Below are 14,903 nucleotides of genomic sequence, written 5' to 3' on the forward strand. Positions count from 1 at the left end.
GCCATCAGCGGTGCGGAGGCGACGGATTACTCCGCCGCCGCCTCTTTTTCGACCTCGTCGGCTATGAAGCCGCCGGACTGACGCGACCAGAGATCGGCGTAAATGCCGCGCCTGGCAACGAGCTCGGCATGAGAACCCGTCTCGACGATTCGGCCCGCTTCCAGGATGACCAGACGGTCCATTTCCGTCAGCGTCGACAGACGGTGGGCGATGGCGATCACCGTCTTGCCGGCCATCAGTGCGAAGAGGTTCTCCTGGATTGCCGCCTCGACTTCGGAATCGAGCGCGGAAGTCGCTTCATCGAGGATGAGGATCGGTGCATCCTTCAGGAAAACACGGGCGATAGCGATCCTCTGCCGCTGGCCACCCGAAAGCTTCACCCCGCGTTCGCCAACCTGAGCGTCGAGCCCTTGCCGACCCATATTGTCTTCAAGCGCCTGGATAAAGTCCCAGGCATTCGCTTTCTTTGCGGCGGCTATGATGTCCGCGTCGCTTGCCTGCGGATGTCCATAGGCGATGTTGTCGCGAATGGAGCGATGCAGGAGCGATGTGTCTTGCGTGACAACGCCGATCTGCGAACGCAGACTGTCCTGGGTCACCGTCGAGATGTCCACGCCATCTATCCGGATCGCGCCGGACTCCAGATCGTAGAAGCGCAGAAGCAGGTTCATCAGCGTCGTCTTGCCGGCGCCCGAGCGACCGACAAGGCCGATCTTCTCTCCGGGCCGGATATCCAGCGACAGCTGATCAATGACGCCCTTGGCCTTGCCGTAATGGAAGCGGACGTCCTGGAATCTGATCGCGCCCTTGTCAGCCCGGAGCGTCGCGGCATTCGGCTTGTCGACGATGTCATGGGCCTTGGTCATCATGCCCATGCCGTCATAGACCGTACCTATATTCTCGAACAGAGCCGACACTTCCCACATGATCCACTGCGACATGCCATTGACGCGCATCGCAAGACCGATCGCGACGGCTATCGCGCCAACGGAGATCCCGCTCGTCAGCCACAGATAGATCCCGAGGGCGCCGACGGAGAAGAGTGCCACACAGTTGTTTGCGTAAACGAAGATGTGGAACAGCGTGACCCTCCGCATCTGCCGGTGAACAGTGCCGAGAAATTCGTCCATGCCCGAACGGGCATACGTCTCCTCCCGCCCCGCATGAGAGAAAAGCTTGACGGTGCCGATATTGGTGTAGCTGTCGACGATGCGCCCGGTCATCATCGACCGCGCGTCGGCCTGTTCTTTAGAAATCTTCTGCAGACGCGGCACGAAATAGGTGACGATGACGATATAGATGACGAGCCACACCCCGAGTGGCATCACCAGGCGCCAATCCGCGGCCGCCACGACAATCAACATCGTCGCGAAATAGCTCACCACATAGACGAAGACGTCGAGGATCTTCATCACGGTTTCACGCACGGCAAGCGACGTCTGCATGACTTTGGTCGCCACTCGCCCGGCAAACTCGTTGGCGAAGAATGTCATGCTCTGTCTGAGCAGATAGCGGTGCATTTGCCAGCGCGCGATCATCGGATAGTTGCCGAGCAACACCTGATGCATGACGAAGGAGTCGAGCGCTACCAGCCCCGGCAGGCCGATGAGAATCAGCGCTGCCATCCAGGCCAGCCTGCCGCCCTCGGCTGACAGGAAGGTTTCGCGGTCGGCGCTGGACAACCAGTCGACTATATTGCCCAGGAACTGGAACAGGGCCACCTCGCCGATGGCGATCAGCATGGTGCAGAGAGACATGATGAAAAGCCACGGAGCCGCAGGCTTCGTATAGTGCCAGCAAAAGGCAAAAAGACCCTTCGGCGGAAGCGTCGGCTCCTCCGTCGGATAAGGGTTGAGGCGGGATTCAAACCAGCCGAACATTGTCTAGCTCCGTCAGATATTTTGAAGGAAGGCGGGTCGCCCCGCATTCTTTATCTTTGAAAAATGCAACCCGGAAATGATGTCCGCAAGCGGATCATGACCTCCGGATGAAACCGGAGCGCGCATGTTCGATCAAGAGAAGGACAAGCGCGGAACCGGTCAGGCCAGGAGAGGCCGTGTCACTCGTGGGAGGCGTGCCAACATCAGAACGGTCATGCATGCCTCCTTCGGTTCGCGTTGAAGAGAACCGAGCTTTATCTCTATTCGCGCTGCCATGCCAGATTGCCGCACCCATTTTCATGCGCGATTCTTCATCGGCAGGCGGTCTGTTGCCGATACGGCACAAATTAGTAGCGGCGAAAGCAGCGGGAATGGAGGACCCCGGGACGAGCCGGTGTGGCCATGGATCGGAAGCCCATTCAGTGTCATAGAAACAGCCATTATAACGATCCACAGGTTTCAATCCTCCGACAGGCCCATGAACGAATTGCGCATCGCCCTCTACCAGCCCGACATCCCCGGCAATACCGGAACGATCCTGCGGCTCGCCGCCTGCCTTGGCCTTGCGGTCGACATCATAGAGCCTGCCGGTTTTGATCTTTCCGACCGCAATCTCAAGCGCGCCGGGATGGACTATATCGCGGCAGTGACCATGACTCGGCACGTCAACTGGGAACGATTCGAAACATGGCGGTCGAGCACCGGCAGACGGCTTGTGCTCGCCTCCACGAAAGCGGCAGTTCCCTATACGCGCTTCATGTTCAAACCGGACGATATCCTCCTCCTCGGCAGAGAAAGCGCCGGCGTTCCTGATCAAGTCCATGAGCGGGCAGACGCACGCATCCTCATTCCAATGGCGCCCGGCCAGCGTTCGCTCAACATCGCCATGGCCGGCGCCATGATCGTGGGCGAAGCGATACGGCAGACAGACGCGCTCTGAGGCGGTACGCGAAACACGCGAAACACCCGGGCCGTGTTCGAACTTACCGAGCACTTCAGGCGGCGATCTCGTTATAGGGTGTGGCCTTGCGGGCGTGTTTGAGCGTACGCGCCCACCAGGTCAGCCGGTCGATCATCAGGAAGAGCGGAGCACGCATCTCTTCCGGTTTGTAGAGATTCCCGGCGGCGTCGAACTTGGACCAGGCCTTGGCGAAAGAAATGCCGTCGCGCAGCGTGACGGCGTGCAACTCCCCGAAAACCTGACGCAACTGCTCAACCGCCCGTATGCCGCCCGATGATCCCCCATAGGAGACGAAGGCGACCGGCTTGGCGTGCCAGGGCTCATAGACCGCATCGATCATCTCCTTCAGCGCTGCCGGGTAGCCGTGGTTGTATTCGGGAGTGATGACGATGAAGGCATCGGCTTCTGCGACCTTGCGTTCCATCCACTCGGCCGGCTGGGCGGGTTTGTCGCCACGAGCGCTTTTCATTCTGACGGGATCGATGATCGTCAGGCTGAACACGTCGGATGCCTCGAGTTCGCGAATGAGCCAGCTCGCGACCGTGTCGCAGAAACGGCCCTGCCGCGCGCTGCCATAGATCAAGGCAAGGGTCATCTTCTCAGTCATGCCGTACAGGCTCCTTATTGTCGTTAATAGAGAGCCCATGCTATAGAACCTCAACTAAAGTTGAGGTCAATAGCCGCAGTGAAAAAAGACAAAGCCAACGAATTCAAGCGCGAACTGACAGTTGGCGAAGTCGCCGAACGCAGCGGCCTCGCCGTGTCGACGCTTCATTTCTACGAAAGCAAGGGGCTCATCCGCAGCAATCGAAGCCGTGGCAACCAGCGACGATACCCGCGCTCCGTCCTGAGGCGCGTGGCCGTGATCAAGATCGCCCAGCGCACCGGTATCCCGCTTTCGGAAATACAGGCGGCTCTGTCGGTGCTTCCCGACGACCGGCCGCTGACGGTTGAGGACTGGGGAAGGCTTTCGATGACCTGGCAGCGTCAGCTTGACGAACGAATCGCCAAGCTGACGGCGCTGCGCGATCAACTCACCGGCTGTATCGGCTGCGGTTGCCTGTCGATGCGTGACTGTCCCCTGCGCAACCCATGGGACGTTCTCGCGGCAGAGGGCACCGGGCCGCGCCTCATCGATCCCGCCGACGGGTCGGAGCATGAGGCGAGTTAGCAGGCTAACCCGACTTCGCAGGCCTCATGCGCGCGAGCAGAGCCATGCTGGCCAATGCACCGAGGGAGCAGAGAAGCGCGAAGGTCAGCGCCCACCTGTTGCCTGCCTCGCCAAGCAGGAAGGAGAAGAACGGCGGGGCCGCCGCGAAAGCGAGGTTGAGCGGCAGGCCGAGGCGCGCCACGACCGTCCCGTATTCCGCCGACGAGAAGAAGACCAACGGCATCGTCGCCCGGCTGACAGACATTGCTCCGCTTGAAAGGCCGTAGAGCACGAGGAAAAGCACGATGGACCATTCCGCCCCCTCGCCCAGCGCCAGCACCAGCAATGCCGGCGGCATCATCGCCGCGGCTACCAATCCCGTCGTCAATCCGTCCCAGCGATTGCCGCCGAGAAAATCGAACAGGCGCGCCGAAAGCTGGAGGAAGCCTATGGCAGATCCGAAGCCGACTGCCAGGGTACCAGGCACGGCGAAGCTGCGAAAAAGGTCTATCACGACGAGCTGGAAGCCCCAGGTGACAAAGCCGTTGAGCGCGACTGCCGCCGTGATCAGGGCAACGATGCGCCAGCGGCGCGCCAGTTCCGACGCGCTAAAGCGCTTGAAATTCGATACCGAAGAGTTGCGCTTTACCGGCTCGGTTCTCGGCAATCCGAAGAGGTGAAAAGGCGTGCAGACGAGCAGCATCACAGCGCCATAGAGAACGAATGTGCCGCGCCAGCCGAAAGTCGCTTCGCAGATGGTTGTGACTGGCCATGCGATCGTCGGTGCAAGCGCCATGGCGAGCATCTGTGCGCCGATTGCCCGGCGGGCACGCTCCCCCGCTATCTCCGTCAAAAACACCTGAGCCGAAGTCGTAAGTGCCGCCGCTCCGGCCAGACCCAGGATGGCCCAGGCTGAAAAATAGGAAACCGGGCCTTCGGCGCCGGCAAGCAACCACAGCCCGGGAGCTGCAGCCGCCGAACCGAATGCGAGCACGAGCCTTGCACCCCAGCGAGCGTAGATCGGCGCCATCACCGGCGAACAGAGGGCCATCGCGACCAGCATGACCGTCGGGCCGAGATAGATGGTCGAAGGTCGCAGTAGAAGATCATCGGCCATCCCGGCCGCCGTCACCGAGACGAACATGAACATCGCTCCCCAGGCGATGATTTGAGTGATGGAGAGGACGAGGACGGACCGGAAAACAGGCATTGGGGCGGAATGAACAGGTGCAAGGGAAGAGGAGAGCCGGAGGGACACCGAATGGTCTAGCGCGCCTTCGAGAGCTTTACCATGCTGTTTATCGAGCCCGAAGAGTTTTGATCATCCATTTGGGATTGCAAACCGAACGGCCGGGATCAGTCCGCGCTCGGGAGGCGGCGCATCGTGAACTCGATTTCGCCGCCCTCAAGCTGACGCCAGCTCTCGACCTCCGTCCAATAGGCAGCCTTAGGCCAGGTCTCGAACCATTCGCGCGCCTTCGCTCGCGCGGCATCACGCTCGAGCCGAAACGTCTCGCGCACGAAAAGTCCGGAGCTTCGTGCAGGTCGTTCCCGGCGATGCCGGGCGATCTGACGCCGCAAGCCTTCCAGCGGCGGTCCTGGGGGTATCTTCGCCATGGGCTGTACCTCTGGCGAAAAGATAGGATGCGCGCCGCAATATTGCCAGAGGTTTGTCCCGATCCGCCGCACCGTTACGCTGTTTGCGGTAGACTGTCGCTGACGCTGTGACACGGTTGCCAAGCAGCCGAAAATATGGCCTGTGACGGCCACATCGAATCGGCGGTTTTGATAGCGAAAGCCGCAAACGGAAGCGCATTCCCATGGAAAGACCGCAATTGCCACAGGGCCTGCCGGCCGACATCGAACGCAAGAAAGCAGAGGCGAAAGCTTGGTTCGAAAGCCTCCGCGACACGATCTGTGCTGACTTCGAGGCGATCGAGGATGATTTGGCTGGCCCTCTGTCGGATCGTCCGGCAGGCCGTTTCGTCGCCAAGGACTGGCTGCGAGACGAAGGTAACGGCGGCGGCGGTCGCATGTCCATGATGGAGGGGCGCGTCTTCGAAAAGGTGGGTGTCCACACCTCGACCGTCTTTGGCGAGTTCTCACCCGAGTTCCGCGACCAGATTCCCGGCGCGAGCGAAGATCCTCGCTTCTGGGCCTCCGGCATTTCGCTGATCGCTCACCCGGTCAACCCCAATGTACCTGCCGTGCACATGAACACGCGCATGGTCGTGACAACCAGCAACTGGTTCGGCGGCGGTGCGGATCTTACGCCGGTCCTCGATCGCAGGCGCATCCCGACCGATGCGGACACCGTTCTCTTCCATCGCGCGATGGAGATCGCCTGCAATAGGCACAAGGTCGCGGATTATCCGAAATTCAAGCAATGGTGCGACGAGTACTTCTATCTGAAACACCGGAACGAGCCGCGCGGCACCGGCGGCATCTTCTATGACTGGCTGCGCTCTGACGAGGAAATTGGCGGCTGGGAAGCGGATTTCGCCTTCACGCGCGATGTCGGCAAAGCCTTCGCGATCGTCTATCCGAGAATCGTCCGCACCAATTTCAACATGCCCTGGACCGAACAGGACCGCAGCGAACAGCTCGTGCGCCGTGGCCGCTACGTCGAATTCAACCTCCTATACGACCGTGGCACGATCTTCGGACTCAAGACCGGCGGCAACGTCGAGTCGATCCTCTCCTCCCTGCCCCCGCTCGTGCGCTGGCCCTGAAGCGAGAGCGCATCGACCGGCGGCCATCCGGCGAACAAATTCCCGGCGTTGGCGTTTCCCTCTCCAGGAGAGAAGGAGCGCCGCATGATCTTTAAAAAACGAACATTCTTCGGCGATGAGCCCCAGAGGCTGCCTGCGGAAGATCCAGCCGAACTCGAGCGCCGAGTCGCTCACTGTCTCGCGGTCGCACCGGGCCTCGACGCCGTAGCGGTCACGGTAACTGGCTCGGGCACCACGATTCTGCTCGGGGGTACTGTGGCGACCGAAGAAGAGATCGCCCGCGCCGAAGAGGCGGCCCGATCTGTTGAAGGGGTCGCCGACGTCGTCAATCGCATCGAACTCGCGAAAGTCGGGACCGGGTGAATTGCATCCCATTCCAGAGCGAGTTGGGTCCTTTGCCTCTCCCGGTCTGCCATGGTCGAACCACCGGTGATGCACTCGCCTCCTCCGCTCCATCGTCATCCTCGGGCTTTGACCCGAGAATGAAGGGGCGTCGAAATAGTGCGTTTTCCCGATTCGGAGAAAAGCGGAATGATCTATATGGACCTGAGCGTCCAGCCGACGATATCCGCTGCCACCTGGGCGAAAGCGGCATCAAGCGCGGCGACAAAGGCGGGATTGCCGGCGCCCCGCACCGGCACGACGGCGCGAAACGCCTGCTGCTTCCGCACGGTACCGTTCCGGTCATCCAGTATTTTGGCAAATATCTCGACCACCGCCCTTGCTGGCCCATCCGTGGATATCTCGAAGGCCCTGAGCTCGGTTATCAATTGGTAATCGATCGCTAGCCCTTGCCCAGGCTTGCCAACACGAATCCTGCCGGTGTTATCGAAAGTCTGGACGAGCCTGTCCTGCACCATGCGCGGCAGACTGTCTCCCCACTGGGCTTTGGCGAGGTATTGCAACTCGGAACTTGAAAGGCGGACGAGGATCTGATCGCTGCCCAAAGTCTTCAGAGCCGTGGGTTCCGGCACGAGAAGCTGGCGGTTTGTCGCCGACGCACGATCTACGGTCGGAACAGACGCCAGGCTAAACGTATCGTTCACCGCCTTGCCCGACCCGCAGCCCGCCAGCACCATGCCCAATGTAAGAACCACCGCAGACCGGACCGCTCCCGCGCGACGAAAAACTACCAGATCCGGAAAACCCATACCCCGACTATCCCCTTTCAACGTGGCTCATTCCGTTCCCCACCCGAACGCAACCAGCCCGCGACCTTCGACCGACGAATCACCGACGCGTGCGGCCATCATATTGCTTAACCGTTTCGCCGCCGAACAAAAGCCGTTGCGGATTTTTATCGAATTCGGAAATCGTATTTTGCAGACCTTGCACCGTGCGGCGTGTATCGCCGATCAGGGCCTCCACATCTCGAAGTCCGGAATTGGAGAATCGCTTGAGATTTTCGGCGATCGGACCGAGCTGTGCGTTCAGGTTTTCCGCCACCCGCCGGAACGACTCGAGCGTTTCGCGTGCCTGCGCCGAAAGCGACGGAGCGTCAGCGTCTCCGAGAAATCCGTCGATCTTCACGAGTATGCTGTCCACTCGGCCCGAAGCTGCATTCAGCTTGTTCGACATTTGCGTGAAATCGGTGATCGTCTGATCGATATCCCCCTGCCGGGCGGAAATCTTTTCAGCAAAATCCGAGACTTGCGCGGCGACCTTGCGGGCGTCCGCGCTCGCAGCCGTGATGTCGTTGACGACCAAGCCGACCTTCTGCGAATCCACCGCGGCAACCAGTGCATCGACGCGTTCCAACGTCTGCTGGGCATTCTTGCCGAACTGATTGTAGGTTTCCAACGTACGCTGGAAGCTGGCAACCGTTTCGGTCACCTCGCCGGAAGCATTCTTTAGATTGTTACTCACCTGCTCGGCATTGCCGACGATGTTCTCGATCTTCTTCGGGTCTACCGCTTTGATCAGCCTGTCGGCACCGGCAAGCGTATCGTCGAGTTTCTTGGATGCTGCGTTGACGGAGCCAGACAGTTGTTCGACGCTCTCCAGGAACTGGTCGATGGCATCGGAATTGTCCGCAAGCGCCTTGGAGAATCGTTCGGCATTGCCGATGGTTGAGGTCAGCGGCCCACGGACGTCGGTGACGAAGCTTTGAATATCCGTGATCGCCGAATTCGCCCGGTCGAGGATCTGGTCCGCAGTCGCCAGCAGGCTGGTGACGCTCGACTGATCGGCAAGTATATGCGCCTGGGTGCCTCTTTCCAAAGCGGTCTTCAGAATATTCTCGTCCCCTTTGCGCCCACCGCTGAGCTCGATATAGGCCGCTCCCGTAAGGCCCTGAACTTCGAGAGTGGCGGTCGTAGATTTCATCACAGGCGCATCGGCTGAGACTTCGGTTATTGCGATCGAATAGCGCGGATCGTTGGCATCGATCGCGAGATTACGGACGCTGCCGACATTGATGCCATTGAAGCGAACCGGCGAGCCTACCGACAGGCCATTTGCCGATCCGGGAATATTGACGACGAGCTGGACCATTTGGCCGGTGCGGCCATATTGCGACATCCAGTAGACGAAACCGAAGGCGGCCGCGATGACCAGGACGGTGAAGAAGCCGACAATGGCATAATTCGCTTTAGTTTCCATCGGCATTACCTACCTTTGCGGCCTGTGCCGCCTGTTCATGTGCTTCTGCGAGCCGGTTACCGCAGCGGCCCGCTTGCGTATTCTCGTGTCGATCATGCCTCGCGAACGATCGACCGTGCGCGTTTGCCTCGGAAATACGACTTCACCCAAGGGTCGTCGCAGGCGAGCATGTCCTCGATAGTGCCTTCGACGAGTACACGCTTCTTGCCGAGCACCGCGATCCGGTCGCATACCGAAAACAAGCTGTCCAGATCGTGCGTCACCATATACACGGTCAATCCAAGCGTGTCCCGCAGCTTGGCAATCAACTCGTCGAACTCAGCGGCACCGATCGGATCGAGGCCGGATGTCGGCTCATCGAGGAAAACGAGATCGGGATCGAGCGCAAGTGCACGGGCCAGGGCCGCGCGCTTGATCATGCCGCCCGAAAGCTCGGAAGGATACTTCTCCGCTGCCTCCGGTGCCAAGCCCACCAGTTCAATCTTAAGTCGCGCCAGTTCGTCCATGAGGTCTTGGGGTAGATCCAGATATTCGCGCATCGGCACCTGGATGTTCTCCCGTACGGTCAGGGCGGAGAAAAGCGCGCCGTGCTGGAACAACACGCCGAGGCGCATGTCGAGCGCGACGCGCTCGGCCTCCCCCATCTTGTCGTAGTCGGCGCCTAGAATCTCTATCGTGCCGGAACGCTTCGTCAGTAACCTCAGGACCGTGCGCATCAGAACCGATTTGCCGGTGCCCGAGGCGCCGACGAAGCCCAGAATTTCGCCGCGCAACACTTCGAGATTGAGATTGTCTAGCACGATATTCTCGCCGAATCCGACCGTAAGGTCGCGAACGGAAAGGACCGCCTGCCCCTTCCCCCCCGCATCCGCTTGCTTGCCGATGACTGCCTGAACCATGTTCGCCACCTCAGAAATCGATTGCCGCGTAGAATATGGCGAACAGTCCGTCGATCAGGATCACGACGAATATCGACTTGACGACGGACGAGGTCACCCGCCGCCCAAGCGACTCGGCACTGCCGCCGACCTTCAATCCTTCGACCGCGGCAACGACGCCGATGATGAGCGCCATGAAGGGTGCCTTGATCATGCCGGCCGCGACGGAAGAGAAATCGACCGCCTCCTGCAAACGCGCCAGGAAAGTCGGAATCGTGATGCCGGAATAGGCCCAGGCCACCATGGCGGCGCCGGCAAGGGCGGCGAAGTTCGCGATGATCGTCAGGAGCGGCAGGACGATCGTCAGGGCCACGAGGCGCGGAAAGACGAGAACGCCGATCGGGCTCAAGCCCATGACTTTGAGCGCGTCGACCTCTTCGCGCATCTTCATCGAGCCTATCTCGGCGGTAATCGCACTTCCCGATCGCCCGGCGATCATGATCGCTGTAAGCAACACGCCGATCTCGCGCAGTTGCAGGATGCCGACGAGGTCGACGACGAAGATTTCGGCGCCGAAGGAGCGGAGCTGGAATGCGCCCTGCTGCGCGATGATGGCACCGATCAGGAAGGACATCAGGGTGATGATCGGCGTCGCCATCACGCCCATCCGGTCGATCTGATGGACGATCGCAGCGGGTGAAACGCCCGCATGGCGCCCAAGCTTCATCTGAGCGCCGCGAACCGCTGATCCCAGAATGTACATGGCCGCGACGGTGTCGGTCCATATGGAAACCGTCAGCTCACCTACAGGCGCAAACAGCCGCTGGAAGAGTGGTGCTCGTGCCGTCTCCCCTTCCGGGCTGCGCAATTGCTTCGGCAGTGCGAGGATCAGTTCGGCATACCGGTCGCTGCCTGCGAAACGAACCTCGTCGGCGGTCCCGTTCATGAATCGACGAATGATCCACGCACCAGCCGTATCCATTGCCGTGATGCCGGAGAAATCGAACTCGCTCTGCCCGCCGGCCGGTTTTCCAAGCCGCTTCAGCTTGGCACTCATCGCCTCGGCCGTCTCATGCCTCCAGTCGCCGCTGAACACATAACGCCGACCGTTTCCGGCGGCGCCCTCATCGACGACGACGTCGGCAGCGGTCTCTGTTTGGGCAGGCGTCACGTGATATCGGTCTTTCAGTTGGTTCTCTGCATACTCTCTTAAACGAGATTCCGCTCGATGACAAAATCATGCGGGAATTCAAAGTCGTACAGTGCCCTTGGTGCGACAGAAATGACACAATGGACCCCATGTTGCGCGAATCTCCGCTGCGCGGCCCAAGCGGACGGAATCAAAGGGTTTTCACCATGCCGATCTCTCTTAAAGCCACCGTTGAACATTTCCCCATTGCCGGTGCTTTCACCATTTCCCGCGGCTCGAAAACGACCGCAAGCGTCGTCACATGCCGTATCACCGAGGGCACGGTATCGGGTTGGGCCGAATGCGTCCCCTATGCCCGCTATGGCGAATCGGTCGAATCGGTGCTGAGCGCCATCGAGTCGGTACGGCCCCTCATCGAAGAGGGCATGGCCCGTGAGGATCTGCAGGAGGCGATGAAGCCTGGCGCCGCTCGAAATGCGGTCGATTGCGCCCTGTGGGATATCGAGGCAAAGCGCCGTGGAAGAACGGCAGCTTCGCTCGCCGGCATCGCGGACCCGATGCCATTGACGACCGCCTTCACTCTATCGCTCGCCGAACCGGAGGCGATGGGCGCTCAGGCCGCGAAACATGCCAAGCGGGCGCTTCTTAAGGTGAAAGTCGGAACGGCAGACGACACTGCCCGCATTCGCGCCGTCCGAAAGAGCGCGCCGGACAGCCGCATCATTCTCGATGCCAATGAAGGCTGGACAGCCGACAATATCGCCGCTCATTTCTCCGCCTGTGCCGAGAACGGCATCGCACTGATCGAACAGCCGCTGCCGGCCGGACAGGACGACATACTCGCTGGCCTGCCGCGTCCAGTGCCGGTCTGCGCCGACGAGAGCGTCCATGCCACACAGGACATCAAAAGCCTTGCCGACCGCTATGACGCGGTCAACATCAAGCTCGACAAGACTGGCGGGCTTACCGAGGCACTGCGCATGCGCGCTGCCGCCGAGGCGCTCGGCCTCAAGATCATGATCGGCTGCATGGTCGGCAGTTCGCTCGCCATGGCGCCTGCGGTCCTCCTCGCCCAGGGTGCGGATTTCGTTGATCTGGACGGACCGCTCCTGCTTTCCAAGGACCGGTCCCCCGGCCTGCGCTACGAGGCCTCGCTCGTTTTTCCGGCGGAAGCCAGCCTCTGGGGTTGAAGAAACCAGCCCAGAAAAGTGAAGAGGCACCCCGACAGCGCAACCACCGACATGGAGTAGAAGCCGTCGACACCGAACCAGGCGTAGAAATAGCCGGACAGAAAGGTGAAGATAGCCGTGAAGACGCCGGTGTAGAAAAAATACAGCCCCTGCGCCGATGCCTCCTGCTCCTCCGCGACGCGCTCGACCAGCTTGTGCTGCATGCCCGTATGCATGATCGCGTAAGTGAAGGCGTGGAAGCATTGCAGAACGAAATAGCCCGAAAAACCGAGATCCATCGGGAAGATCAGCCAGCGTATGACAGCAAGCAGGCAGCCGGAGAAGATCATCGTCCAGACGCTGAACCGGCGGACGATCGCCTTGGCGAAGAAGAACATCAGAACTTCCGCCGCGACGCCGGCACTCCAGAGAACGCCGATCTGCGTGCCGCTGTAGCCGATATGTTGCCAGTAAATGGCAGAGAAGGCGAAGAGCATCGCGTGGCTGCTATTGATCAGCGTCACGCCGACCAGGAGCAGTTGCAGATCCGTCTGGCGCAGCGATTGTGGCGGAGGCTCCGTGATTGCGGTAATCGGCGACGGCCTGCGCGGCCGCCCGACACGCGGCGCCGCTACGGCCAACAGAATGGCCAGCGCGAAACCCGCGGCCATGGCCGGCAGGACCATCTGGCCGCCGACGATCCCGATCAGCCAGCCACCCAGCATCGTCGCCCCGATAAAGGCGACCGATCCCCAGACACGCATCTGCGCGTAGTCGAAGCCCCAGCGCCGAACGCCCGATAAGGCGATGGCCTCGACGATCGGCATGTAAGGGGAATAAACCGCCGATTGCAGCGTGTAGATGACGAGAACTGGCCAGAAACGCTGCGCATGGAAAAGAATAATGGCAGCGGCGAAAGACAGGACCCCGGACCAGATCAGAACGATAGACCGCTCGCCAATACGGTCGGCAAGAACGCCCGCCAAGGGTGCGGTGATCACTCGGACGAACATGGGAACCGCAAGCACTATGCCGATTTCGAAATCGCTGAGCGACAGGCTGCTGAGCCAGACCGGAAAGTACGGCATGGCGAAACCATTGACGATCAACGGCGCCGAGAAGAGCAGCGCAATGCGGAGTGCGAAATGGCGCGGCGGGGGCCCCGCTACGAACGCGGGAGCAGAGGAGGGAATCATGGGGAGACCTGATGGCTGTACGCCACCATTAACATAACTGAGCGTGCGTTCGCCATCGGCTACTTATCACTACAGGCGCTTGTCCACTGGGACGATTGAGGCCCTATGACGTACGACGTTTCGTCTTGGAGAACCGGTTATGCGGCTTGCGGTGCGAGCCGCGTAACGGCCTCGGAGGCTCGCTGGTCCGCGGTAGTGTCTCCACGCGTCTGGTGCCACGTGATAAGCTCCATGGTGCCGTCATGATGCTCGGCGATCGCCGTGCAGCTCTCCACCCAATCCCCGGTGTTGATGTACCTGATGTCGCCGATGTCTTCGATGATTGCATGATGGATGTGGCCGCAGATGACGCCTTGGGCGTCGTGGCGACGGGCCTCCTCAGCCACGACTCTCTGGAACTCTCCGATGAAGTTTACCGCATGTTTGACTTGCAGCTTCGCCCAGGAGGAGAAAGACCAGTAAGGCATGTCGAGACGACGACGTACGGCGGCAAGGCCGATATTGATGGCGATCGCCATGTCATAGGCCCAGTCACCCAGATAGGCGAGGACACGTGCATTGCGCACGACGACATCGAACTCATCGCCGTGCAGCACGAGATAGGTCCGGCCGTCCGCGCCCCGGTGGAGGTAACGCTGCGCCACTTCGATACCGCCGAAATGAATGCCCGGAAAGTCGCGGAGGAACTCGTCATGGTTTCCCGGGATATAGACAATCCGCGTACCCTTCCGTGCCTTACGCAGAAGCTTCTGGACCACGTCGTTGCAGGATTGCGGCCAATACCAGCTGCGCTTCAGGCGCCAGCCGTCGACGATGTCGCCGACGAGGATGATCGTGTCCGCCTCGTGGTGGCGCAGAAAATCGATCAGGAAATCCGTCTTGGCCGCCTTCGAGCCCAGATGAACATCGGAAATGAAGAGCGTCCGCAGTTTCCGAACGGAATTCTGTTGGGGTGCCGATACCGTCGCCATGCCAGCCTCATCCTGGTTTAGCCGTTTCAGAACCGTCAAAATCAGACTCGTGTTTCAGGAAGATGACACAGGGTATCGGCAGCACGCAGCAAGGGCTGGGGAGCAAGCCCGGAAAGAACCGCGTCGAAACTGTACCTGCCGGGCGATTCATGCCAAAAGGCACGACATCGATCAGCATCGGACATGAACGCACTCCCGAACCCGCGCTCTCAAGT

At 60.4% G+C, this 14,903-nt stretch carries 15 protein-coding genes; 5 read left to right on the plus strand and 10 right to left on the minus strand.

The window, feature by feature from the left end; translation table 11 throughout:
- Positions 1-26: 26 nt before the first annotated feature.
- Positions 27-1,880: an ABC transporter ATP-binding protein gene (locus tag FB009_RS19540; RefSeq protein WP_011975693.1), complete on the minus strand. Its 1,854-nt coding sequence runs from the start codon at positions 1,878-1,880 to the stop codon at positions 27-29.
- 478 nt (positions 1,881-2,358) lie between these two features.
- Here FB009_RS19540 and FB009_RS19545 point away from each other — a divergent pair, with 478 nt between their 5' ends.
- Positions 2,359-2,820: a tRNA (cytidine(34)-2'-O)-methyltransferase gene (locus tag FB009_RS19545; protein ID WP_011975694.1), complete on the plus strand. Its 462-nt coding sequence runs from the start codon at positions 2,359-2,361 to the stop codon at positions 2,818-2,820.
- Between the two features lie 55 nt (positions 2,821-2,875).
- Here FB009_RS19545 and FB009_RS19550 read toward each other — a convergent pair whose 3' ends face one another.
- The gene (locus FB009_RS19550; RefSeq protein ID WP_024324738.1) at positions 2,876-3,448 is read right to left on the minus strand and encodes an NADPH-dependent FMN reductase; all 573 of its coding nucleotides are present in this window, start codon (positions 3,446-3,448) and stop codon (positions 2,876-2,878) included.
- Between the two features lie 78 nt (positions 3,449-3,526).
- Here FB009_RS19550 and soxR point away from each other — a divergent pair, with 78 nt between their 5' ends.
- Entirely contained in the window at positions 3,527-4,012 is a 486-nt protein-coding gene (soxR, locus tag FB009_RS19555; RefSeq protein WP_018012466.1) for a redox-sensitive transcriptional activator SoxR, read from the plus strand.
- 4 nt (positions 4,013-4,016) lie between these two features.
- Here soxR and FB009_RS19560 read toward each other — a convergent pair whose 3' ends face one another.
- Positions 4,017-5,201 carry an MFS transporter gene (locus tag FB009_RS19560; protein WP_011975697.1) on the minus strand — a complete coding sequence of 395 codons (1,185 nt, stop codon included), beginning with the start codon at positions 5,199-5,201 and terminating at the stop codon, positions 4,017-4,019.
- Between the two features lie 146 nt (positions 5,202-5,347).
- Positions 5,348-5,608, minus strand: a complete 261-nt coding sequence (locus tag FB009_RS19565; RefSeq protein WP_011975698.1) for a hypothetical protein — start codon at positions 5,606-5,608, stop codon at positions 5,348-5,350.
- A 203-nt stretch (positions 5,609-5,811) separates the two neighbouring features.
- On the opposite strand from FB009_RS19565, the gene hemF reads away from it, so the two are divergent.
- Both hemF and FB009_RS19575 read left to right on the plus strand, forming a co-directional pair.
- A complete protein-coding gene (gene hemF / locus FB009_RS19570) occupies positions 5,812-6,723 on the plus strand; it encodes an oxygen-dependent coproporphyrinogen oxidase (protein WP_011975699.1) in 912 nt (303 codons plus the stop codon).
- Between the two features lie 84 nt (positions 6,724-6,807).
- Complete coding sequence (locus FB009_RS19575; protein ID WP_011975700.1) at positions 6,808-7,086, plus strand: BON domain-containing protein; 279 nt, start codon at positions 6,808-6,810, stop codon at positions 7,084-7,086.
- A gap of 173 nt (positions 7,087-7,259) precedes the next feature.
- Here the strand turns inward: FB009_RS19575 and FB009_RS19580 are convergent, their stop codons facing one another.
- The 4 genes from FB009_RS19580 to FB009_RS19595 all read right to left on the minus strand — a co-directional run bounded on the left by FB009_RS19580 (position 7,260) and on the right by FB009_RS19595 (position 11,373).
- On the minus strand, positions 7,260-7,874 hold the full coding sequence (locus FB009_RS19580) for an ABC-type transport auxiliary lipoprotein family protein (RefSeq protein ID WP_018208303.1): 615 nt from the start codon (positions 7,872-7,874) through the stop codon (positions 7,260-7,262).
- A 79-nt stretch (positions 7,875-7,953) separates the two neighbouring features.
- Positions 7,954-9,324 (minus strand): MlaD family protein, encoded by a 1,371-nt coding sequence (locus tag FB009_RS19585; RefSeq protein WP_028054122.1) that lies wholly within the window; start codon positions 9,322-9,324, stop codon positions 7,954-7,956.
- A gap of 92 nt (positions 9,325-9,416) precedes the next feature.
- Positions 9,417-10,223 carry an ABC transporter ATP-binding protein gene (locus FB009_RS19590; RefSeq protein WP_011975703.1) on the minus strand — a complete coding sequence of 269 codons (807 nt, stop codon included), beginning with the start codon at positions 10,221-10,223 and terminating at the stop codon, positions 9,417-9,419.
- A 10-nt stretch (positions 10,224-10,233) separates the two neighbouring features.
- A complete protein-coding gene (locus tag FB009_RS19595) occupies positions 10,234-11,373 on the minus strand; it encodes an ABC transporter permease (RefSeq protein ID WP_011975704.1) in 1,140 nt (379 codons plus the stop codon).
- Positions 11,374-11,558: 185 nt separating this feature from the next.
- On the opposite strand from FB009_RS19595, the gene dgcA reads away from it, so the two are divergent.
- Complete coding sequence (gene dgcA, locus FB009_RS19600; protein ID WP_011975705.1) at positions 11,559-12,542, plus strand: N-acetyl-D-Glu racemase DgcA; 984 nt, start codon at positions 11,559-11,561, stop codon at positions 12,540-12,542.
- Here the strand turns inward: dgcA and FB009_RS19605 are convergent.
- Together FB009_RS19605 and FB009_RS19610 are read right to left on the minus strand one after the other, a co-directional pair.
- Positions 12,494-13,717, minus strand: a complete 1,224-nt coding sequence (locus FB009_RS19605; protein ID WP_011975706.1) for an MFS transporter — start codon at positions 13,715-13,717, stop codon at positions 12,494-12,496. The two genes, dgcA and FB009_RS19605, sit on opposite strands and share 49 nt — an antisense overlap.
- 137 nt (positions 13,718-13,854) lie before the next feature.
- On the minus strand, positions 13,855-14,688 hold the full coding sequence (locus FB009_RS19610) for a UDP-2,3-diacylglucosamine diphosphatase (protein WP_011975707.1): 834 nt from the start codon (positions 14,686-14,688) through the stop codon (positions 13,855-13,857).
- Between the last annotated feature and the right edge of the window lie 215 nt (positions 14,689-14,903).

Source organism: Sinorhizobium medicae (genome assembly GCF_007827695.1).
Classification (GTDB): domain Bacteria; phylum Pseudomonadota; class Alphaproteobacteria; order Rhizobiales; family Rhizobiaceae; genus Sinorhizobium; species Sinorhizobium medicae.

Bases quoted from the DNA above. Each gene is read 5' to 3' on its own strand.
- FB009_RS19540 (WP_011975693.1), bottom strand. From the start codon at position 1,880: ATGTTCGGCTGGTTTGAATCCCGCCTCAACCCTTATCCGACGGAGGAG.
- FB009_RS19545 (WP_011975694.1), top strand. From the start codon at position 2,359: ATGAACGAATTGCGCATCGCCCTCTACCAGCCCGACATCCCCGGCAAT.
- FB009_RS19550 (WP_024324738.1), bottom strand. From the start codon at position 3,448: ATGACTGAGAAGATGACCCTTGCCTTGATCTATGGCAGCGCGCGGCAG.
- FB009_RS19560 (WP_011975697.1), bottom strand. From the start codon at position 5,201: ATGCCTGTTTTCCGGTCCGTCCTCGTCCTCTCCATCACTCAAATCATC.
- FB009_RS19565 (WP_011975698.1), bottom strand. From the start codon at position 5,608: ATGGCGAAGATACCCCCAGGACCGCCGCTGGAAGGCTTGCGGCGTCAG.
- hemF (WP_011975699.1), top strand. From the start codon at position 5,812: ATGGAAAGACCGCAATTGCCACAGGGCCTGCCGGCCGACATCGAACGC.
- FB009_RS19575 (WP_011975700.1), top strand. From the start codon at position 6,808: ATGATCTTTAAAAAACGAACATTCTTCGGCGATGAGCCCCAGAGGCTG.
- FB009_RS19580 (WP_018208303.1), bottom strand. From the start codon at position 7,874: ATGGGTTTTCCGGATCTGGTAGTTTTTCGTCGCGCGGGAGCGGTCCGG.
- FB009_RS19585 (WP_028054122.1), bottom strand. From the start codon at position 9,324: ATGGAAACTAAAGCGAATTATGCCATTGTCGGCTTCTTCACCGTCCTG.
- FB009_RS19590 (WP_011975703.1), bottom strand. From the start codon at position 10,223: ATGGTTCAGGCAGTCATCGGCAAGCAAGCGGATGCGGGGGGGAAGGGG.
- dgcA (WP_011975705.1), top strand. From the start codon at position 11,559: ATGCCGATCTCTCTTAAAGCCACCGTTGAACATTTCCCCATTGCCGGT.
- FB009_RS19605 (WP_011975706.1), bottom strand. From the start codon at position 13,717: ATGATTCCCTCCTCTGCTCCCGCGTTCGTAGCGGGGCCCCCGCCGCGC.
- FB009_RS19610 (WP_011975707.1), bottom strand. From the start codon at position 14,688: ATGGCGACGGTATCGGCACCCCAACAGAATTCCGTTCGGAAACTGCGG.